Source organism: Nannocystis sp. RBIL2, from assembly GCF_026626745.1.
Classification (GTDB): domain Bacteria; phylum Myxococcota_A; class Polyangia; order Nannocystales; family Nannocystaceae; genus Nannocystis.
Genome location: NZ_JAPNJW010000002.1, coordinates 5,809,705 through 5,830,241 on the forward strand (window position 1 = coordinate 5,809,705; position 20,537 = coordinate 5,830,241).

Here is a 20,537-nt window from a genome sequence, read left to right on the forward strand (position 1 = left end):
GTTCGCGGAAGTGAGAGTCGGTCCGCCACGGGCCCGAGGGCCGTCTCCCGGGCTCCTTTACGGGGCGTGGCCTCACGGTTAGCCTCCCCTGGTGAAGTTCACCGAGGAGCAGCTCGACGGGGTCGAGCAGACGGAGGCGCACGAGACCTCGACCGTGCACCAACCGTCGCGGGCGGATACGCGGGCCGGGCTCCTGATCGCCGAGCGCTACCGAATCATGGAGCGGCTGGGCAAGGGTGGAATGGCGGCTGTGTATCGTGCTGTCGATCGCGAGTCGGGCGTGGAGTACGCGGTAAAATTCCTCGACCGTCGATTCACGGCCGACCCCGGCATGGGGCGACGCTGTCAGCGCGAAGCGCGGACCATGGCTGAGATCGAGAGTTGCCACGTGCCGCGTGCCTTCGTAGTCGGGACTACGCCGGAGAACGAAATCTACTTCGTGATGGAGTTCCTGCGTGGGAGCGATCTCGAGCAAGTGCTCCTGCGCCAGGGCCCACTTCCGTGGCGCCGGGCCGCGGCGATCGGACTCCAGCTGTGCGAGGCGCTGGCGGCGGCTCATGCCCGCAACATCATCCACCGCGACGTCAAGCCGTCGAACTGCTTCCTCGTCGAAGGCGGCGACGCAGGCGACGATCTCGTGAAGTTGATCGACTTCGGGATCGCCAAGGACCTCGACGCGAGCGGCGAGCAGACCGGCCTCGGGCTGGTGCTCGGGACGCCGGGGTACGTGGCCCCGGAGCTGCTCGCAGGCGAGGCGCGCCCGTCGCCGGGGACCGACGTTTATGGCCTCGGCGTGACGATCTACAAGTTGATGACCGGACGGCTGCCCTGGCAGCCGGGTAGCGCGGGCGATGTGACGTTCGCGCAGATGCACGAGTCACCGCGGCCGCTCCACGAGCACGTGCGCGGGACGCTACCGCCGACGGTCGAGGCGGCGGTGATGCAGGCGTTTGAGCGCGATCCGTCGCGACGCTTCCGCTCGGTCGACGAGGTGATGGCTGCCCTGCGGCTGGCGCTGGATGAGCCGCGCGCGGTGCCGCCGAGCGGCTCGGTCCTGCGGGGGGCGCCGGCGCCGGTCTCTGCGCCAGCGCCTGGGTGGCGCCGTGAGGCGGCGATCGTGATGGCGTCGGCTGCGGCGCTGTTCGGGGGAGCGTGGTCCCTGGCGCCGACGGAGAAGCCGGGACATGGTGGATCTGGACGGGTGCTGCTGTCCGCGGTACGGCCGACGCCGACGCACCAGTTGCTCGTGCGCGAGGCGACAATCGCCGGGGACAGAATGCGCAAGGCCGTCGTGAACGCCGCGGATGAGGCGGCGCGTGGTGAGGTGGAGCGCGTCGAGGTCCCGAGCGAAAATCTGGCGCTTAATGCTCCGCCAGCGCCCGTGACGGAGGTCGCGGCTCCGGCCGCATCGCCGCCCCGAGAGCCGGCGCCGGTGCCGGCGAGGCCGTTCTCGGCCAGCAAGGTGCGGGCGCAGCTCGATCGGCGCCTCGCCGATCTGCGGGTGTGCGCAATGCCGGGCACGGACCGATTGCGCTTCACGTTGAAGGTGAGCCCAGAAGGGTCAGTGCATGAGTTGCAGGCGTCGCCGGTGTCGTTTCGTCAGTGCGTGCTCGATCAGCTCGACGGTGCCGAGCTCCCGGAGAGTGATGACGGCGGAGAGCTGACGTACACGTTCACGGCCAAGGACGCGCCGAAGCCGGCGACGAAGAGCAAGAAGCCTTCGAAAAGCGATCCGACGGACGACCTCCTGCCGGTGGGGCAAAAGTGACGGCGCCGACGATGGTCGCTCCTCCCGCGAGCCCTCGACGGGTCCGCGTCGGGGCGGGGTTGACGCTGTTGTCCGGGGTCGTCGGGCTCGGCGTCAGCGCGTGGCTCGTGCGGCTTAAGTTCGGCGCCGATTACCTGTGCGACGCTAGCGGATGCACCGGCGGCGACGACGGGCCGTCGTGTGCCGAGGCGCTGAGTAGCGCGTGGTCAGAGCTGCTCGGACTGCCGCTCGGCGTGTGGTCGATCGGACATGTTCTCACGACCATGGTGCTCGCGGCGGCCCTGCTGCGTGGGCGCGGTCCGCTGGCCGAGGTCGCACCGCGCGCACTGCTGGGGCTCGGCGCGTTCGGGATCACGGTGTCGGCGCTGCTGGGGACCTACGCGTTCACCCAGTTCACGCACATGTGCCCGTTCTGCATGGCGCTGTACGCGACGCTGACGCTGGCGTTCGTCGGCGCGTGGCTGATCCATGGGCCCTCGGACCAGCGCGCCGGCGGGCAGCGGATCCGCGGGATGTTCTGGGCGGCGATGATCTGGGTGCTGACGACCGGTGGGCTCGCGGTCGGCTACCAGCTCGCGGCGCGCAGGGCGAGCTGCCCGCCCCCGCCGCCCAATCCGCCACCGGTCACGCTCGCAGCAACGGTCGAGACGCCGCGCACCGCGGTGATGCTTTTTGTCGATCCGACCTGCCCCCTGTGTCGGCGAGAGCTGCACTACTTGCAACAATCGCTGCCGCGGTTGCGCGCACACGGGGCCGAGCTATGGGTGTACATGTTCCCGCGCGCGAGCTGTGACGAGCGGTTCCTGCCGTCGCACGAGTTCGTCGACGTCGAGGGAAGGCCGCAGACGCACGGTGATGCGCGTGGCAACAACGCGTGCCTCGGGGCGCTGGCGGCGTTGTGCGCGGAGCAGCTAGCTCCCGGGCGTGGGCTCGAGGCTCTCGCGGCGCTGTTCGACCTGCAGGACACGGAGGCGCCGCGGTTCACGATCGAGAAGGTGGAGCGAGCGCTCGGCGAGGTCGCAGAGACGCTGGGCCCGGGCGGAAAGCTGCGCACGTGCGTCGACGGTGAGGCTGCGGCGGCGACGCTGGCGGCCCAGCAGCGCTACTTGCTATCGTGGGTGAAGGCGCGAGGCGGACGGGTGAGCGTTCCCCAGGCGTTCGTGGTTCCCATCGTCGATGAGGCGCTGCACCTCGACGACGCGATGCCGGCGACGAGCGCGGGGAAGCTCCTCAAGCTCGTCGAAGCGCCTGGGTCGAAGTGAGGATGACGATGTCGATCGATCTGACGACCAGGGCCTTGATCGCGCTGACGACCGCGATCTGGGTGATGGTGTTGCTCGTGGCCTATCCGGTGTTTTTCTTGCCTGGGATGGTCGTCGACGAGGGCGAAGAAGCACGGGTCTGCGATCCGCGCCGGCCGGACGAGGAGCAATGTCCCGAGGATCAGTGGTGTGTTCATGGACAATGCACGCCTCACGAAGAGCCGCAGGTGGCGCAGCGAGGCGAGCAGTGCCGTGATTGTCCGTGCGACGTCGGTTTGCAGTGCGGCGCGGATCTGCGCTGCCGGCCGCGTAACGAGCCGGAGGCGCCCGCGCCGACATGCGGCGACCCGGCCGTCGAGGCGGCGGTCTCGCGGTTGACGCAGACGTGCCTGCAGCGCCGGCACAGTGTGCAGGACCAGGTCGAGAGCGGACAAGGATGCAGCGCCGACGAATGGCGGGCGCTGCTCGCCGACGACGAGCAGATGAACACGCTGCTGGCTGCGTTCCCGAACCGGCTGGCGGTGTTCTTCCCGTCGGGCGAACCGCGCGCCCGACAGGCGTGGCCGGACCCCCAGACGCGGGCGCACATGGCCAGCGAGCTGGCGCGCCACGCCGAGGCGCTGCGCGAGGCGAAGATGTTGTTCGTGCTCGGCCGCGCGAGCCCCGACGGCAACCCGGCCGACGACTACGCGCTCGCTCTGCGGCGGATCAACGCGGTCGAGCGGCTGATCGACGTCGCGCTCGGTCGCGAGAAGCCGAGCGAGCGCGGTGCCGGCCCGATGCTCATCGGCTCGGGCGCGCCGAGCGATCGCCCGGTCGCGCTCGAGGCGTTCGTCCGCAACTATGCGGGGACGCAGGCGCCGATCGCTACTTCCCGCGCGGAGAGCGAGCGCCTCGCCGCCGCGTTCGCGGCGATCCGCGCCGGCGAGTCGGTGCCGGCCCGGCGCTCGCTCGAGCGCGATGTCAACCGCGTGGTCCTGGTGATCCCGGTGCCGTGCGACGGCACGAAGGAGGTCCGATGATGACGGCGAGAGCGGCACGACGTGTGCTGTTGGCGGCAGCGCTCGCGGCGACGGTGGCCGTGTTCGCCGCAGCCGTGGGCATCTGGCATCTCAGGCAGCTCGAGGACAGGTTCGCGGGGACACACCGCGAGTGTGAGTGCTGCGAGGAGTCGAAGCAGTGAAGACGATACCGCTGCCGTCCGAGGCCGAGGCGCCGCGCGCGTGGGTTTGGGGAGCGTTCGTGCTCTTGATCTCGGTCGGCGTGCTCTCCGCCCTGACGCTCGTGCTGACCTGGCGGATCACCGAGCAGACCGAGGCGCTCGAGAAGTTGCGGGCGCGTGCAGCCTCGTGCCCCGCCCCCGCGCGCTCGCCGTCGGGACGTCACGTCGAAGTCGAGGAAGCGCCTCCCCCGCCTCCCAGCGCGCCGCTCGGGTCCGGCTCTTACGTCGCGGCTGGCGTCGACCTCGGGCCGCTGATGCGCCTGCGACTCGAACGCGTGCGCCAGGGAGCGCCCGCGGGGACGGTGCGCTTCGGCTCGTCGGAGGTGCTGTCGCCGCGGGCGGTGCATGTGATTAGCCTGTGGGCACCGTGGTGCGTCGCCTGCAAGGAGGTCCTGCCGGACCTGCGCGAGCTGTTCGAACGACGCGGCGCGAGCTGGGGCGACTCGGTGCGGTTCCTGCCGGTGCAGGTGCTCGACCCGACCGCGCCCGAGGACGCGATCCGGACGTGGGGGCCGCTCATGCCCGCGAGTCATGTGCAAGTCGCCGACCGCTCGCTCGCGGACAGCTTCGTCGCCGCGCTGCGTGACGACTCGCGCCGTCTCTACCAGGGAACGTTGCCCGTGACGCTCGCGCTCGACTGCAACCGACGTGTCCGATGGGCCAGGATCGGTGTGCCCGGCGAGGCGGAGATGAAGGAGCTCGAGGACTGGCTCGACACCTTCCGCGCCGAGATGACCGATGGCGATCCGCGCTGCCGCCAGGTCTGGTGCGGGAACGGCCGCTGCGAGGCCGGGGAGGCCGGGCGCTGCGAGGAAGACTGCGGCACCCCCGCCGAAACGGCGCCGAGCGAGCGCGTGGTGTCGGGGCCCACTGAGGTCGCGGTCGTCGGGCCGAACGAGATGGCCCCGGACGATCCCGCCAAGCGTCCCTCCAAGCGGAAGCCGTGCCCACAAGAGTGCCCGCGCTGCGACGAGAAGGGCCGGTGCTTGACGCTATGGGGCGGATCGGAGCCGTCGGCGACCACAGCTCCCGTATTCACCTGCGGCGATGGTCACTGCGATCCTGGCGAGGACCAGAAGACGTGTTGCCGTGACTGCGGCTGCAAGGGCTCACTGCAGTGCCGGCGCGCCGAAGGCGGGCGCGACGTCTGCCTGCCCGCGAACGAACTGTGGTCGGACTAAAACCGGCCCTCGATGACAAGGGCGCCACCGCCGACGCGGACTTGTGGTCCCGCCGACACGAGGAAGCGGCCGCTCCGATCGAGCAACAGGCCCGTGATCGCGCTGGCCAGAGCGCCGGCGCCGAGGCCCAGGAACGTGGCGCCGGTCGTGTGCGCCGCGCCGGCTCCGTTGATCGCGCGGCGATCGTCGTCTGTCCAGGGGGACGGGTCGTTGTGCCGGCCGGATGCCTGGGCGCCGAGGCCGAGGGCGACCGCGCCACCGATCGTCGACAGGCCGCCGACCGAGGCGGCGATGATCCAGCCGACCCGGCGCTTGCGAGGCTCCTTGACCCGGGCGACAAGACCTCCGAGCAGCGCGCCGGCACCGACGCCGAGTACGGCGGCGCCCGACGCTCGCAACGTGCCGGCCGCATCGAGCTCGCGACGGCACGCCTCGACGGGAAAAAGCGAACCGTCGGACTGGCACGCCTCCACGGGGCCGTTGAGCCGCGACGACCATCGGCCCTGTCCGACGCCGAGCAGGGTCCCGCCGACGACCATCCCGGCGACGCCGGCGCCGCTCCAGCCAAGCGCGAAGCGTCGGAGCGCGCGAGCGTCCTGGCGCAGCCGGAGATCCAGGACCGCCTGGGTCGTCGTGGATGCCTCGACCCGAATTTCGTGCGAGATGGGCTCGAAGCGCGGATCGTCGACGCGGATCTTCCACCCGCCCGGGTCGAGCGAGAGGACGGTGTGCTCGCCCGGGCGGACCGTGATGGTGAGATCCGGTCGAACGTCGGACGCGAAGGCGGAGACGAATGTGAGGGTAACGGAGAGCGGAGCGTCGAGCGGGCGCTGCGTTCGCAGCTCGAGCGGCACCGGCCTGGTCTCCGCCCGGGCGGTCCGCAGAAGGGCCGTCGCCTCCTCGCGCTGGGCGGCGGTCAGACCAGGTAGCGCGAGCAGGGCCTCGAGATGCACGACGACGTGGGCGTGGTGGCTGAGGGCGACACGCGAGACTGCGGCATTGAACAGGTCGGCTGCCCCATGTCCTTCGCGCCACAAAGCCTCGAACTCCAGCGCGGCCTCGCCGAAATGACCGTGCTCGAACGCCGTGCGGGCGCGACCGCGGCGTTCGCTCCCGGGGTCGCTCGCGCCTGCGGCCGGCGAGGCCGAGCCGGCGGGGACGGATGGCGTCAGGAGCAGGAGAGCGGCCAGGAGGACGCAGACCATGGGCCCGGGAGTGTACGGAAAACGAGCGACGGACGCGAGGCCCAACCGGAGTTGGGCCCCCCAACCACGGTTGGGGGCGCAGGCGCACGTGTGAGGCGTTGATCGCCCGAGATCCATGTTTTAGAGTCTGCTGATGATGCGCGTCGACGTGCGACTCGGCCTCCTGCTCGCCCTCGGCGGTCTGAACTGCCTCAAGATCGACTTTCCGCCCGCGGACGATCCGTACTGGCAGTGCAACGAGGACCACGTGTGCGATGCGGACGAGAATCAGGTCGCTTGCCCGTCGGACTGCGTGTGGAGGGACGAGACGGGCGAGGGCCCCGCGGCGGCGGTGTGCGACGCGCAGGAGAACTGGACCTTCGTGCAGGCGTGCCTCGGGACGTGCGGGAACGGGCAAGAGGACGAGGACGAGACGGCGGAGACGTGCCCGCGCGACTTCCCCGGGCCGGGCTGCGGCGACGGCGTGTGCGCGCCACTCGAGGACCCCGCGCGCTGCCCGACCGAGTGCCACCCCGGGAGCTGCGGCGACGGGACGTGCGAGCTGCACGAGAACGCCGCCATCTGCGCCGAGGACTGCACGCCCGGGTGCGGTGACGGGGTGTGTCAGGCGGACGAAGAGGCGGCGTGCGCGAGGGATTGTTTGCCCTGCTCCAGCGACTCGTGTGTCTGCGGGGATATGGTCTGCGGGACAGGCGAGTCGATGATGAGCTGCCCGCAGGACTGCACCGAGCCCTTCTGCGGCAACGGGGTCGTGGAAGAGGGCGAGCCGTGCGACGACGGGAACGACGTCGACACCGACGCCTGCACCAATAACTGCGCCATGGCGACCTGCGGCGACGGCATCGTGTGGACTGGCGAAGAGCAGTGCGACAACGGCCCCGACAACGGCCTCGGCAAGGCGTGCAACGCGATGTGCGAGGCCAGCACTTGCGGCGACAGTGACGTCGGTCCCGGTGAGACGTGCGATGACGGGAACGCGGACGACACCGATGATTGCGTGGCCTGCCAGGATGCGTCGTGCGGCGACGGAGCGGTCCAGGCAGGCGTGGAGCAGTGCGACGACGGTAACGACATCGACACCGACACCTGCACCAACGCCTGTGAGATGGCGGAGTGCGGCGACGGAATCGTCCAGGAAGGCGTGGAAGAGTGCGATGACGGAAATCAGGTCGACGGCGACGGCTGCTTCGAATGCCTGAAGCCGCGGCGGGTGATCTTCGTGACGAGCGCGGTGTTCCCAGGCAACCTTGGCACCATCAACAGCATCGACCTCAAGTGCCAAATGGCCGCCATGGACGTCAAACCCGAGAATGCCGCGAGTTTCAAAGCGTGGATCTCTAGTCCAGACGTCTGGCCGGCGATGCGCATGGACACCACTTATCTCGGGATGTACGTCCTCGTCGACGGGACTCCCGTCGCCGAGAACGGCTGGGCAGATTTGACCGACGGGACACTCGCGCACGCGGTCGACCTGACGGAGAAGGGCGGGAACGTGGATGTTGCGCCCTGGACGAACACGAAGGCCGACGGCACGGCTGCAGGTTCCAACCATTGTAACTTCTGGACCAGCGACAAGGGGGGGAACCACGGCCATTACGGCTCAACAACTGCGACCGACCCCACCTGGACCGACGCGATGGGCATGGCGCCGTGCTCCGCCCCCTTCCCTATCTACTGCATCGAGGACCCGTGACGCACCGCCCCGCACGCTGGCGAGCGCCACTTCCCGACCTCACGGCTGTCAAGGCGGGTCTTTTGGCGCTGACTCTCGTTGCCTGCGCCCGCGAGCCCGAGGACCCGCCTTGGCAGTGCAACGACAACTTCGTCTGCGACGCGGACGAGAATCAGGTCGTCTGCCCGTCGGACTGCGTGTCGAGGGACGAGACGGGCGAGGGCCCCGCGGTGGCGGTGTGCGACGCGCAGGAGAACTGGACCTTCGTCCAGGCGTGCCTCGGCACGTGCGGGAACGGGCAGGAGGACGAGGACGAGACGGCGGAGACGTGCCCGCGCGACTTCCCGGGGCCGGGCTGCGGCGACGGCGTGTGCGCGCCCGACGAGGCCCCCGCGCACTGCCCGATCGAGTGCCACCCCGGGAGCTGCGGCGACGGGACGTGCGAGCTGCACGAGAACGCCGCCATCTGCGCCGAGGACTGCACACCTGAGTGCGGCGACGGGGTGTGTCAGGCGGACGAGGAGGCGACGTGCGGGCGAGACTGCGTCCCCTGCTCCGGCGACTCGTGTGTCTGCGGGGACATGGTCTGCGGGACAGGCGAGTCGATGATGAGCTGCCCTGAGGACTGCACCGAGCCCACCTGCGGCAACGGGGCCGTGGAAGAGGGCGAGCCGTGCGACGACGGGAACGACGTCGACACCGACGCCTGCACCAACGCTTGCGCCATGGCGAGCTGCGGCGACGGCATCGTGTGGACCGGCGAAGAGCAGTGCGACAACGGCCCCGACAACGGCCCCAGCAAGGCGTGCAGCGCGATGTGCGAGGCGAGTGCTTGCGGCGACGGCGACGTCGGTCCCGGTGAGACGTGCGACGATGGGAACGCGGACGACACCGATGATTGCGTGGCCTGCCAGCAGGCGTTTTGCGGCGACGAAGCGGTCCAGGCAGGCGTGGAGCTGTGCGACGACGGTAACGACATCGACACCGACACTTGCACAAACGCCTGTGAGCCGGCGGAGTGCGGCGACGGCATCGTCCAGGAAGGCGTGGAAGAGTGCGATGACGGGAATCAGGTCGACGGCGACGGCTGCTTCGAATGCCTGAAGCCGCGGCGGGTGATCTTCGTGACGAGCAAGAAGTTCGAGGGCAACCTCGGGGGCCTGAGCGGCGCGGACGAGGAGTGCGTGATGGCGGCGACCGCCGCCGGGCTCACGAATGAGGGGAGCTTCAAGGCGTGGCTGTCGAGCCAGCTGAACGGGCCCGCGAGCCGGCTCGACACCCAGTACCTGGGGATGTACGTGCTGACCGACGGGACCCCGGTGGCCGAGAACGGCTGGGCCGACCTGACCGATGGCGAGCTCGCGCATGCCGTCAACCTGACCGAGGCGAAGGTGAAGGTGAACTCGGCCCCGTGGACGAACACGAGGACCGACGGAACCCCCGGCGAGAACCACTGCGACGGCTGGAACGACTCGACGCCCCAGGTCTCCGGCGGTTTCGGTTTTACGAACGTGACCGATCCGACCTGGACCGACGCGATGAGCACGGCCCCGTGCTCCGGCTCTGCCCCCATCTACTGCATCGAGGACCCGTGAAGCGGCGCGACCTTCCTGCCTCGACGCATGCGCGACCATGGTTCCTGTCCGCGGGGACATGTCTCTTCGTGTTGGTCCTCACGCAATGCGCCCGGGAGCCCGAGCACCCGCCGTGGCAGTGCAACGATAACTTTGTCTGCGACGCGGACGAGAACCAGGAGGTCTGCCCGTCGGACTGCGTGTGGAGGGACGAGACGGGCGAGGGGCCCGCGGCGGCGGTGTGCGACGCGCAGGAGAACTGGACCTTCGTGCAGGCGTGTCTCGGGACGTGCGGGAACGGGCAAGAGGACGAGGACGAGACGGCGGAGACGTGCCCGCGCGACTTCCCGGGGCCGGGCTGCGGCGACGGTGTGTGCGCCCCCGGCGAGGACCCCGCGCACTGCCCGCTCGAGTGCCACCCCGGGAGCTGCGGCGACGGGACGTGCGAGCTGCACGAGAACGCCGCCATCTGCGCCGAGGACTGCACGCCCGGGTGCGGCGACGGGGTGTGTCAGGCGGGCGAAGAGGCGGCGTGCGGGCGAGACTGCGTCCCTTGCACCGGCGATTCATGTGTCTGCGGGGACATGGTCTGCGGGACAGGCGAATCGATGATGAGCTGCCCGCAGGACTGCACCGAGCCCTCCTGCGGCAACGGGGCCGTGGAAGAGGGCGAGCCGTGCGACGACGGGAACGACGTCGACACCGACGCCTGCACCAACGCCTGCGCCATGGCGAGCTGCGGCGACGGCATCGTGTGGACCGGCGAAGAGCAGTGCGACAACGGCCCCGACAACGGCCCCGGCAAGGCGTGCAGCGCGATGTGCGAGGCCAGTGCTTGCGGCGACGGCGACATCGGCCCCGGCGAGACGTGCGACGACGGGAACAGCGATGACACCGACGAGTGCGTGGCCTGCCAGCAGGCGAGCTGCGGCGATGGCTTCGTGTGGTCCGGAGAAGAAGATTGCGACGACGGAAACGACATTGACACCGACGACTGCACGAACGCCTGCGAGCCGGCGGATTGCGGGGACGGCATCGTCTGGGAGGGCGAGGAGGAGTGCGACGATGGCAATCAGGTCGACACGGACGGATGCTCGAACGCGTGCCTGAAGCCGCGGCGGGTGATCTTCGTGACCAGCACCGAGTACAAGGGCGATCTCGGCGGTATGTCCGGCGCAGACGACGAGTGCGAGAAGGCGGCGATGACCGCCGGCTTCACGAAGCCAGCAAGCTTCAGAGCATGGCTGTCGAACGAAGCGACGTGGCCGGCGAAGCGGCTCGACACCCAGTACCAGGGCATGTACGTGCTGATCGACGGCACCCCGGTGGCCGAGAACGGCTGGGCTGACTTGACCGACGGCGAGCTGCTGCACGCCGTGGACCTGACCGATACGAAGATGAATGTGAACTCGGCTCCGTGGACGAACACCAAGGCCGACGGGACCGCCGGCGAGAATGATTGCAACGAGTGGACAAACTCGACCGGCGACTACTCCGGGGGCTTCGGCAAGACGAATGCGACCGACGCGACCTGGACCGAGGCGGTGGGCGTGAACTCGTGCGACGGCGCTCGTCGCCTCTACTGCATCGAGGATGTGTAATGCACCGCCTCGCACGCTGGATGTCTCTCCGGACATGTTTGCTTGCGCTGGTTTTCACCGCCTGCGCGCGCGAGCCCGAGCACCCGCCGTGGCAGTGCAACGACAACTTCGTCTGCGACCCTGACGAGAACCAGGAGGTCTGCCCGTCGGACTGCGTGTGGAGGGACGAGACGGGCGAGGGCCCCGGGGCGGCGGTGTGCGACGCGCAGGAGAACTGGACCTTCGTGCAGGCGTGCCTCGGTACGTGCGGGAACGGACAGGAGGACGAGGACGAGACGGCGGAGACGTGCCCGCGCGACTTCCCCGGGCCGGGCTGCGGCGACGGCGTGTGCGCGCCACTCGAGGACCCCGCGCGCTGCCCGACCGAGTGCCACCCCGGGAGCTGCGGCGACGGGACGTGCGAGCTGCACGAGAACGCCGCCATCTGCGCCGAGGACTGCACGCCCGGGTGCGGTGACGGGGTGTGTCAGGCGGACGAAGAGGCGGCGTGCGCGAGGGATTGTTTGCCCTGCTCCAGCGACTCGTGTGTCTGCGGGGATATGGTCTGCGGGACAGGCGAGTCGATGATGAGCTGCCCGCAGGACTGCACCGAGCCCTTCTGCGGCAACGGGGTCGTGGAAGAGGGCGAGCCGTGCGACGACGGGAACGACGTCGACACCGACGCCTGCACCAATAACTGCGCCATGGCGACCTGCGGCGACGGCATCGTGTGGACTGGCGAAGAGCAGTGCGACAACGGCCCCGACAACGGCCTCGGCAAGGCGTGCAACGCGATGTGCGAGGCCAGCACTTGCGGCGACAGTGACGTCGGTCCCGGTGAGACGTGCGATGACGGGAACGCGGACGACACCGATGATTGCGTGGCCTGCCAGCAGGCGAGCTGCGGCGACGCCTTCGTGTGGTCCGGAGAAGAAGATTGCGATGACGGAAACGAAATCGACACCGACGACTGCACGAACGCCTGCGAGCCGGCGGACTGCGGCGACGGCATCGTCTGGGAGGGCGAGGAGGAGTGCGACGACGGCAATCAGGTCGACACAGACGGATGCTCGAACGCGTGCCTGAAGCCGCGGCGGGTCATTTTCGTGACGAGCGCGGAGTTCAAGGGCAATTTCAACAGCATCGCTCTTGCCGATATCCAGTGCCGGACTGCGGCGATGGAGGAGGGTCTCGCTAATCACGCGACGTTCAAGGCGTGGCTCTCGAGCCCAGATGACTGGCCAGCCGCGCGCATGGACACGAGCTATCTCGGCATGTATGTCCTCGTCGACGGGACTCCCGTCGCCGAGAACGGCTGGGCAGATTTGATTGACGGGACACTCGCGCATGCGGTCGACCTGACGGAGCTGGGCGAAAATGTGGATGTTGCGCCATGGACAAACACGAAGGCCGACGGCACGGCTGCAGGTCCCAACCATTGTAGTTTCTGGACCAGCGACAAGGCGGGGAACCAGGGCCATTACGGCTACACAACTGCGACCAACGCGACCTGGACCGACGCGATGGGCATGGCGCCTTGCGACGGCGCCCGTTCTCTCTACTGCATCGAAGACCCGTGACGCGCCGCGGCTTTCTTCGCGCTGATCCTCACAGGATGCGCCCGCGAGCCCGCGTACCCTCCGTGGCAGTGCAACAATAACGAGGGGATGCGCTGCAGGTCCGGCTCCTGGGACTGGCAGGCGAGCCACGTTGCCGCGTCGTGCCCGAGACGTAACGTAGGCAATCGGCGCTCTGCCAACAAAATAGGGGCCCATCCCGACTCCCTGAGCAGCGTAGGCGCATGTAAGCAAGTCGGACATGTGATTGGGACGGCGTTCGGCGAGAGACCGTAAATTTGCCCTTGCCTTTTTGAGATACGCCCTCCTTATACGGCAAGACGCATGACACGCTCACCCACCAGCCCGACACCTGTGCCGGCCACAACCCCTCCCGAGGCGTTAAGGCACGCGAAGGGCTGGACGCTCCACGCCGAGGCGGGCCGCGAGATGGTCGGCGTGCTGTTCGGCGAGCGCTTCGAGGTCCGGGAGCCGATCGGGGCCGGAGGGATGGCCTCGGTCTACGTCTGCAAGGATCGGGCGCTGCACGGCCTGGCGGCGGTGAAGGTGCTGCGCGACGACGACGCCGACGCGCGCCGGCGGTTCGCCGACGAGGCGCGCCTGCTCGCCAACCTGCGGCACCCGCACATGGTTCAGGTGCTCGCGGTCGGGGAGACCGCGGATGGGGCGCCCTACATGGCGCTCGAGTACCTGCCCGGGCAGAGCCTCGACGAGCGGTTGATCCGGCGCGGGCCGCTGCCGTGGCGCGAAGTCGTCGAACTGGCGGCGCAGGTGGCCGGCGCGCTCGAGGCGCTGCACCGCGTCGGGGTGATCCACCGCGACGTGAAGCCCAGCAACATCGTGCAGATCGACAGCGCGGCAGGGGGGCCGGTCGTGAAGCTCATCGACCTGGGGATCGCCAAGATCCACGACTGGGCGCGCGTGCAGGCCGGCGGGTTCACGCCTGTGCCGCGGCACAAGACCGAGGTCGGGAAGGTGGTCGGGACGCCTGGCTTCTACCCGCCCGAGGTGGCGCTGGTCGAGGCGGACCCACGCTTCGACACCTATGCGCTCGGGGTGACGATCTATCAGCTCTGCACCGGTGTCTTCCCGACGCCTGGGGAGTACCGGCCGATGGTCGAGGTGCGACCGGCGTGCAAGGTGCCGCCGGAGCTCGAGGCGCTGGTGGCCGCGGCGGTAGCGGTCCTGCCCGAGGAGCGGGTGGCGACCGCCGAGGAGTTCCAGCGGCGGCTCGAGGCGATTCGCATCGCCCACGCCAACGACACCGAACCGTTCCTGTTCGACGGATGTTACGAGCTGATCGAGGTGCTCGGAGTCGGCGCCAAGGCCGAGGTCTACCGCGCGTATCACCGCGACGCGGCCCGTTACGTGGCGCTCAAGCTGCTCAGCGCGAGGTCGAAGGCCAGCTTCGAGGAGCGCGTGCGGTTCGCTCGCGAGGCACGGGTGCTCAGCGCGGTCAGTCATCCGGCCTTGCCCAAGTTGATCGACTGCCGAACGGCGACGAACCGGAAGCAACCGTTCATCGCCATGGCGCTGGCGAAGGGCAAGCGGGCGGGCGAGTTCTGCATCGCCGGTCAGACGCTCGGGCCGGCCGACCTGATCGCGGTCGGGAGACAGCTCGCGGGGGCGCTGGCCGCGCTGCACGACCGCGGGATCTTGCACCGCGACCTCAACACGTCGAACATCCTGATCGACCTCGGGCGCGAGACGACGGCGACGCTGATCGACGTCGGGATGGCTGACCTTACGGACAGGTTCTATGCGGTGGTCGAGCAGCGCTACCCGACGCCGCCCGAGTCGCGGCTCAAGCTCGGTACCGGCGGGCTCGAGATGCTCGAGTGGACAGCGCCCGAAGCCCGCGAGGGCAAGGGCTGGACGGCGAAGAGCGACGTCTACTCGCTTGGTCTGCTGCTTTACAAGATGCTGACAGGCAAGAGGCCGTTCGCGGGGGACTCGAAGGAGATGGTCTCGCCACGGACGTACGTGCCGGGGTGCCCCAGGGCGCTCGAGGCGGCGCTCCGCTGGGCGCTCCATCAAGACCCGGATGAGCGCGTCGACGCGAGTGAGTTGCTCGCGCAGCTCGACGAGGCACTCGAGGAGATGAACGAGGACGCGGCCGATGCAGGCGCACCCGAGGCACACCTCGGCGGGGCAACTCCAACGGGGGCAACGACGACGGTTCGGGAGCGTCCACGGCGGACTCGGTGGTTCATTGGCGGTGTGCTCTTCGCGGCGGCCGTCGTGCTCGCGTGGTGGGGTGGCCGCATGACGGCGCCGACGCTGCCTCCGGTCGCCACGCCCGCGACTCAGGTCATCGTGCCGCCCGCGGCGCCGGAACAGGCTCCGGTGGCCGTTCCTGAAGCATCGGGTCCTGCGACCCCGGCGTCCTTGCCGGAGATGCGTGAGGCGTTGAAGTCGGCCGCCGAGGAGTTGCGGCGCTGTGCGTCGCTTTCCGGCGGCTCGCTCCTCGTCGAGTTCGAGACTGCGGCTGGGAACGAGATTTTCGTCGAAGCGAAGGTGATCGGCCCGCACGAGGATCGCGTCGGTCGTTGCGTCCGCGAAGCGGCCGACTCGATCCGCTTCGAGCCCACCGCCGCGCAGACCTTTGCGGAGGTGTATAATCCATGATCATGATCGCCTGCTTCCTCGCCGCCCTGCTCGCCGTGGAGGGGCCCGCGCCTTCAACGACCTCGGACGAGTCGAGCTGCGACGTCGCCGACAACCGCTGTAAGGCCAAGGGCTTCGAGCGACAGGCCGCACAGGCGTCGTCGGCGTCGCAGCGCGCGCTGTACCTGCAGGCGGCCTATCGCTCTTACATGGGGCTGTACAAAGAGACAGGTGAAGCGCGCGATCTCTGCGAGGCGCGGCGGGCCTTCGAGAAGAGCCTCGCGGTCAAGGGCCTCCCCGCGAGCCAGCGCACCAGCTTCGAGGCGGGACGCGTGGAGTTGGAGTCGCGCGAGCGACAGGTCAACGCGCGGTGCAGCAGTTGGGCGAAGCGCCCGCGGGCATCGATGCCGCAACGCGCAGAGGACCCGGCGCCCCTCATGGCGGTCTCCGATGCCAAGCACGAGACGCCCGGACGTGCATCCGATGGGCCGCTCGACCTGCTTCCCGTGAGCTCCGGGAACAGGCGCTCGCCGCGGCCGAAAGCTGCGGTTGTCGTGCGACCTGAAGAACTATCGCGGCCGTCGCTAGCGCCGGTCGCTGCGCCTCCGCGACACGGTCGTCCTCTCGTGATCGCAGGGAGCGTGACGCTGGGTCTCGGCCTCTCGCTCGCCGGTGTCGCGGGTTACGCGGGTGGTCGCGCGCTCGAGGCACACCGCGAAGGCGTCGAACTGCACAACCAGGTGCAGGGACCTCCCGACGACGCGGACCGTGCCGCGGATACTGCGCTGGAGCGGGAGTACCGAAGAATGGGGTCTCTGGCCCTCGGGACAGCCGTCGTGGGTGGTGCGGCGGTTATTGTCGGCACCGCGCTGGTTGCGGTGGGTGGCCGACGACTCGCCCGAACGGCGTCGAGCACGGCGCTGGTGCCCTTTCCGGGGGGCCTTGCTTTTCGTGCGCGTTTTTGAGCGAATACAGAAGGTGCTCATGCCCGTGGCGATCCGCGTCTTACCCGCCCTCGCGTTGCTGGCCGCCTGCGCGCCATGGCCGCAGTGGGAAAATTGCCCGGACACCGACTGCGCGACGACCTCCACCGGAGACAGCACCGGAGACATCACGACGTTGATGTCGGGCGGCGGAATCCAGACCGTCACCGGCGCCGACGAGAGCTCGACCGACGTCGAGCTGGACACCAGCAGCACGACATTGACCGAGCCGGCCGGGCCGCCGGCGGTTGTGGAGCTCAAGCTGACGCCGGACCCGATCGGATTCAACGGGGCGATCACGGTGGCGGTGTCGGCCGAGCACGCGGACGGGGTACGCATGGAGCTCGACTCCGGCGAGGTGATCGAGCTGGCGATGATCGAGCCTGGGCTCTTCGACGGCGAGATCGCCGTGCTGACGGGCCTCGTCAACGGGGCGCACGTCGCCCTGCTGACGCCCTGGCGCGACGTCGTCGACGGCGAGACGGTGCAGGCGCCCTACGAGGTCGCCCTCCCCACGCCCGGAAGTCAGGGCTTCTGGGAGACCGGCGACCTGATCGGCGGTGGCCAGGTCGCGGCCATGGGCGTGCTGCCGACCGGCGACGTGGTCGAGCTCGGGACGTTCCTCCCGAACGGCGAGTCGCGCTGCTACCTCCGCCGCCGCAACAAGGGCGGCGCGTGGGGGCCCGACGACTTGGTGACGATCTTGCCCGACAACAACTGCGCGCCGATCGACCTCGTGATCGGCGACGACGGCGCGATGTTCGTCGCCGTCAACCGCGAGGGGGTCGACGGGGTGCGCTGGTGGTTGGCGAAGATCCCAGCGTGGGGCCAGGCGCCGATGAACCTCGGGCTCGGGGCGGAGGACGAGACGGCCGTGGCGCTCTCGCGTCACTCGTCGGGCGACGTGGCGGTCTGCGGCTACGCGCCGTCACCTTGGATGGACGACGACACGATGGTGCGGATCTTCCGGCCGAACCTGCCGGGCGAGACGCTGAACTTCGACTTCCCTCTCAAGCAAGCGCACTGGTTCGCCGAGCGGCCGCGCGACTGCGTCTACGTAGACGACACGCTCGCGCTCGTCGGCGAGATGTACGGCCCGCACGGCGACGACAACAAGCTTCGGGATCGCCTCTTCATCCTCAACCTCGACGCCGAGGGCCAGGCAGCCTGGACCGTGGCCCCGTCGGGCGACAAGACCCAGAGCGGCGCGCAGGCGGTCGACACTGACAACGAAGGTCGGCTCGTCATCGCCGGCTACACCTGTGACGACGCCTGTCAGCCGGAGGGCGACCTGCGCATCTACGACACGCGCGGCGAGCTCGCCTGGCAGACCTCGCTCGGCACCTTTCCGACCAAGCAGTTCGGCACCCGGCACCTCCTGTGGAGCCCAGCCGGCTACGCCCTCGTGGCAACCGGCGGGATGAAGGGGAACGAGACCGCCTTCACCGTCCGGGCCTTCGCGCCCTCCAAGATCGAACCGGTGTGGACCTTCGCGCGCAAGGACGGCCAGGTGCTCCACCTGGCGCTGGCGCTGGCGATCGGCCACTACGGCGAGGTCTACGCCGGGGGCCTGGGCGCGAACGGCTACCCGGCCGTCGCGTACATCGGCGGGTAGCGCAGGCTACCCCGGCGGGACGAAGTCCGCACAGGCGACCTCGACGAGGTCGGTCGCCTGCTCGAAGAACGGCCCGTAGTCGGGTTCCTCGCGGTCCACGAGCAGGTGGTGGGGGAACATCTTGACCATCTGGCAGGTGCGGTCGTCGGGATCGCACTCGGGTTCGCCCGCGTGGAGGATGCTGAACATGACCACCGACTCCGGGTCGTCGTGCTTCGCCTGGAGCACCGCCGCCGCCCAGTCTCCCGGCGAGCCCTTGGAGCTGAAGGGCTTGGGGCCGTAGTCGAAGGTGTTGGAGATGAGCGTCACCATCAGCAACGCGTCGTCGCGGAGGAAGCCCTCATTGCAACTGCCGGGTTTGTTGAGACCCGGGAGAACCGCCGCCGTGAGCGCCTCGCCGATCCAGGCCCTGCCGTTGCTGCCCACCTGCGCGACGCAGGCGAAGACGTCGTCGAGGTACGTCTGGCCCTTGATCATGTAGCGGCGGTCGCCGTCGATCGGGCATGGCTTGTTGGGCGCGTCGTCACCCGCGGGGAACACGGTGCCGGCGCCGATGGTGGTGTCGCAGGTCGTCGGGGTGTAGCTGCAGGGATAGCCGGGAACCGGGCATGGCATCGGGCACTGCGCGTCGCACGAACTGGAGCCCCAGTCCGGATCGCCGTCGACCACCATGATGTGGTAATCGAAGTCCGCGAACTTCGCCTGGATGGTGTCGATGAATTGTGGGAACGCGGCGAGGAGCTGTGTCTGGAAGTAGCTCATGCCGCCGTAGCGCGAGATCACGAACAGAAAATCGATCTTCCCCTTGCAGCCGGGCGGCTTCGGGTCGCCGAGGTCCTGGTCGGTGCCCACGTCCCAGATCATAGTGGTCCCGCCGCTGCTCGCGTCGCCGCTTCCCGAGCCGGTGGACAGCTCCGTCGTGGAGCTCGAGCCGGTGCCGCTCGAGCTGCTACCGGGCGAGCCGCCGATGCTCGAGTCGGCGAGGCCGGTCGAGGTCGTCGACGAGGTCATCGGCGGCATGGTTGTGAACGGCGACGTGTCCGCCTGCGATGGTTGGCAAGCGGACGCGAGACCGAGGGCGAGGACGATGGGCCGGGACCGTGGCCGCATTCCCGAAGTGTAGCGCGAATCCGGCCCCGCCGACACTTCGCCTCAAGGGGCGCCGCCGAACACCGTCCGGCGTCGGCTGTGCGCGCCGCGAGCACGAGCATTCCGACCGTCGGTTTCCACGCAGGCGGGACTCGATGCGACCGACGACGAGCGAGGCGAAACGACCCTCGCCGCGCGCGCGACCGTAGCCCTCAGCGGGCACGTGCGAGCTTATCGCACGGAATACTGTCGCTCACGAGTGTCGGCTGTAGACCTCCCGACGCCCCCATACCTCGGCGAGGCGACCGCCCGTCACCCTGAAAATCTGCACGTGGCTGTCGGTCGTCCCGCTGGGACTTGAATCCGGCCGATTCCCGACGTGGTGAAGGAGGACAGCCACGAAGTCCTCCTCGGCGACGAGAAAGTCGACGTGCTCCTGGGCGGCGGGGTTCTGTTCCGCGTCGAACCGCAGGCGGCTCATGAAGCCGGCGCGAGTGACGGCCGCCCGGTTGTCCGTGGGATCGTGCTGGACGAAGCTCGGAGCGAGCAGCGTCTCGACGGCCGGAAAGTCCCGCCGGTTGATGGCCTCCTGCAGCGCCCGCACCACCGCCTTGTTGCGCTCGGAGCCTGTCAATGATTTTGAGACAAGGCGCGGGTCTGGTTTAGTGAATGTGAGGATTCGCCGCCCTGGCCGCCCGGCGATGGATGTCCGCGCTCTCGCGGCGCGCGAGGGTCCAGCCGACGACGCAGCGGCTGTAGATGTCGAGCAGGACGTACAGGTAATAGTATTGGCCCTTCGTCGGCCCTCGCAGCCAGGTCACGTCCCATGACCACACCTGATTCGGCGCGGTCGCCAGCAGTTCGGGGCGCTTGTACTCGGGGTGCCGCCGCTGCCGCCGGCGCTCGCGGAGCTCGCCCTCGGCGGCGAGCAGGCGATACATCGTCCGCGCGCTACACAGCCAGCGCTGCTCGTCGAGCAGCGTCGGCACGATCACCTCGGGCGCCTTGTCGACGAAGCGCTCGCTGTGCAGCAGCTCCAGCACCTCCTGGCGCTCCGCCGCGCTCAGCGCCCGTGGCGACTGCCGCGGCTTTGACGACCGGGACGGCGCGGGACGACGTCGGCGATAGAGGGTCGCCCGCGAGACGCCCAGCGCCTCGCACGCGCGTGGTAGACCTGTCCTCTCGGACAGCTCGCCCGCCTG

At 69.3% G+C, this 20,537-nt stretch carries 15 protein-coding genes; 11 read left to right on the plus strand and 4 right to left on the minus strand.

The features are described from left to right. Nucleotides 1-91 precede the first annotated feature (91 nt). The 4 genes from OV090_RS47870 (at nucleotide 92) to OV090_RS47885 (ending at nucleotide 5,433) form a co-directional block, all read left to right on the plus strand. Nucleotides 92-1,768 carry a serine/threonine-protein kinase gene (locus OV090_RS47870; RefSeq protein WP_267711806.1) on the plus strand — a complete coding sequence of 559 codons (1,677 nt, stop codon included), beginning with the start codon at nucleotides 92-94 and terminating at the stop codon, nucleotides 1,766-1,768. A 59-nt stretch (nucleotides 1,769-1,827) separates the two neighbouring features. Then, on the plus strand, nucleotides 1,828-3,030 hold the full coding sequence (locus OV090_RS47875) for a vitamin K epoxide reductase family protein (RefSeq protein WP_267711807.1): 1,203 nt from the start codon (nucleotides 1,828-1,830) through the stop codon (nucleotides 3,028-3,030). A gap of 8 nt (nucleotides 3,031-3,038) precedes the next feature. Beyond that, complete coding sequence (locus OV090_RS47880) at nucleotides 3,039-4,052, plus strand: hypothetical protein (protein WP_267711808.1); 1,014 nt, start codon at nucleotides 3,039-3,041, stop codon at nucleotides 4,050-4,052. A gap of 157 nt (nucleotides 4,053-4,209) precedes the next feature. After that, nucleotides 4,210-5,433 carry a hypothetical protein gene (locus OV090_RS47885; protein ID WP_267711809.1) on the plus strand — a complete coding sequence of 408 codons (1,224 nt, stop codon included), beginning with the start codon at nucleotides 4,210-4,212 and terminating at the stop codon, nucleotides 5,431-5,433. On the opposite strand, the gene OV090_RS47890 is transcribed toward OV090_RS47885, so the two are convergent. Then, nucleotides 5,430-6,755: a hypothetical protein gene (locus OV090_RS47890; protein ID WP_267711811.1), complete on the minus strand. Its 1,326-nt coding sequence runs from the start codon at nucleotides 6,753-6,755 to the stop codon at nucleotides 5,430-5,432. The two genes, OV090_RS47885 and OV090_RS47890, sit on opposite strands and share 4 nt — an antisense overlap. A gap of 16 nt (nucleotides 6,756-6,771) precedes the next feature. Here OV090_RS47890 and OV090_RS47895 point away from each other — a divergent pair, with 16 nt between their 5' ends. The 7 genes from OV090_RS47895 (at nucleotide 6,772) to OV090_RS47925 (ending at nucleotide 18,246) form a co-directional block, all read left to right on the plus strand. Continuing rightward, the gene (locus OV090_RS47895) at nucleotides 6,772-8,331 is read left to right on the plus strand and encodes a DUF4215 domain-containing protein (RefSeq protein WP_267711813.1); all 1,560 of its coding nucleotides are present in this window, start codon (nucleotides 6,772-6,774) and stop codon (nucleotides 8,329-8,331) included. Nucleotides 8,332-8,393: 62 nt separating this feature from the next. Then, nucleotides 8,394-9,905 (plus strand): DUF4215 domain-containing protein, encoded by a 1,512-nt coding sequence (locus tag OV090_RS47900; protein ID WP_267711814.1) that lies wholly within the window; start codon nucleotides 8,394-8,396, stop codon nucleotides 9,903-9,905. Continuing rightward, nucleotides 9,902-11,485 carry a DUF4215 domain-containing protein gene (locus OV090_RS47905; RefSeq protein ID WP_267711815.1) on the plus strand — a complete coding sequence of 528 codons (1,584 nt, stop codon included), beginning with the start codon at nucleotides 9,902-9,904 and terminating at the stop codon, nucleotides 11,483-11,485. The genes OV090_RS47900 and OV090_RS47905 overlap by 4 nt, the downstream gene beginning before the upstream one ends. Next, complete coding sequence (locus OV090_RS47910; protein ID WP_267711816.1) at nucleotides 11,485-13,044, plus strand: DUF4215 domain-containing protein; 1,560 nt, start codon at nucleotides 11,485-11,487, stop codon at nucleotides 13,042-13,044. Before OV090_RS47905 ends, OV090_RS47910 begins: the two co-directional genes overlap by 1 nt. 321 nt (nucleotides 13,045-13,365) lie before the next feature. Further along, a complete protein-coding gene (locus OV090_RS47915) occupies nucleotides 13,366-15,669 on the plus strand; it encodes a serine/threonine-protein kinase (RefSeq protein ID WP_267711818.1) in 2,304 nt (767 codons plus the stop codon). A 2-nt stretch (nucleotides 15,670-15,671) separates the two neighbouring features. Beyond that, a complete protein-coding gene (locus tag OV090_RS47920) occupies nucleotides 15,672-16,613 on the plus strand; it encodes a hypothetical protein (RefSeq protein ID WP_267711819.1) in 942 nt (313 codons plus the stop codon). A gap of 25 nt (nucleotides 16,614-16,638) precedes the next feature. Continuing rightward, complete coding sequence (locus OV090_RS47925; RefSeq protein ID WP_267711821.1) at nucleotides 16,639-18,246, plus strand: hypothetical protein; 1,608 nt, start codon at nucleotides 16,639-16,641, stop codon at nucleotides 18,244-18,246. 6 nt (nucleotides 18,247-18,252) lie between these two features. On the opposite strand, the gene OV090_RS47930 is transcribed toward OV090_RS47925, so the two are convergent. The 3 genes from OV090_RS47930 to OV090_RS47940 all read right to left on the minus strand — a co-directional run bounded on the left by OV090_RS47930 (nucleotide 18,253) and on the right by OV090_RS47940 (nucleotide 20,378). Then, nucleotides 18,253-19,257 (minus strand): hypothetical protein, encoded by a 1,005-nt coding sequence (locus OV090_RS47930; RefSeq protein ID WP_267711822.1) that lies wholly within the window; start codon nucleotides 19,255-19,257, stop codon nucleotides 18,253-18,255. A 331-nt stretch (nucleotides 19,258-19,588) separates the two neighbouring features. Beyond that, nucleotides 19,589-19,969 carry an ester cyclase gene (locus tag OV090_RS47935; protein WP_267711823.1) on the minus strand — a complete coding sequence of 127 codons (381 nt, stop codon included), beginning with the start codon at nucleotides 19,967-19,969 and terminating at the stop codon, nucleotides 19,589-19,591. A gap of 28 nt (nucleotides 19,970-19,997) precedes the next feature. Next, on the minus strand, nucleotides 19,998-20,378 hold the full coding sequence (locus tag OV090_RS47940; RefSeq protein WP_267711824.1) for a DDE-type integrase/transposase/recombinase: 381 nt from the start codon (nucleotides 20,376-20,378) through the stop codon (nucleotides 19,998-20,000). Nucleotides 20,379-20,537: the final 159 nt, after the last annotated feature.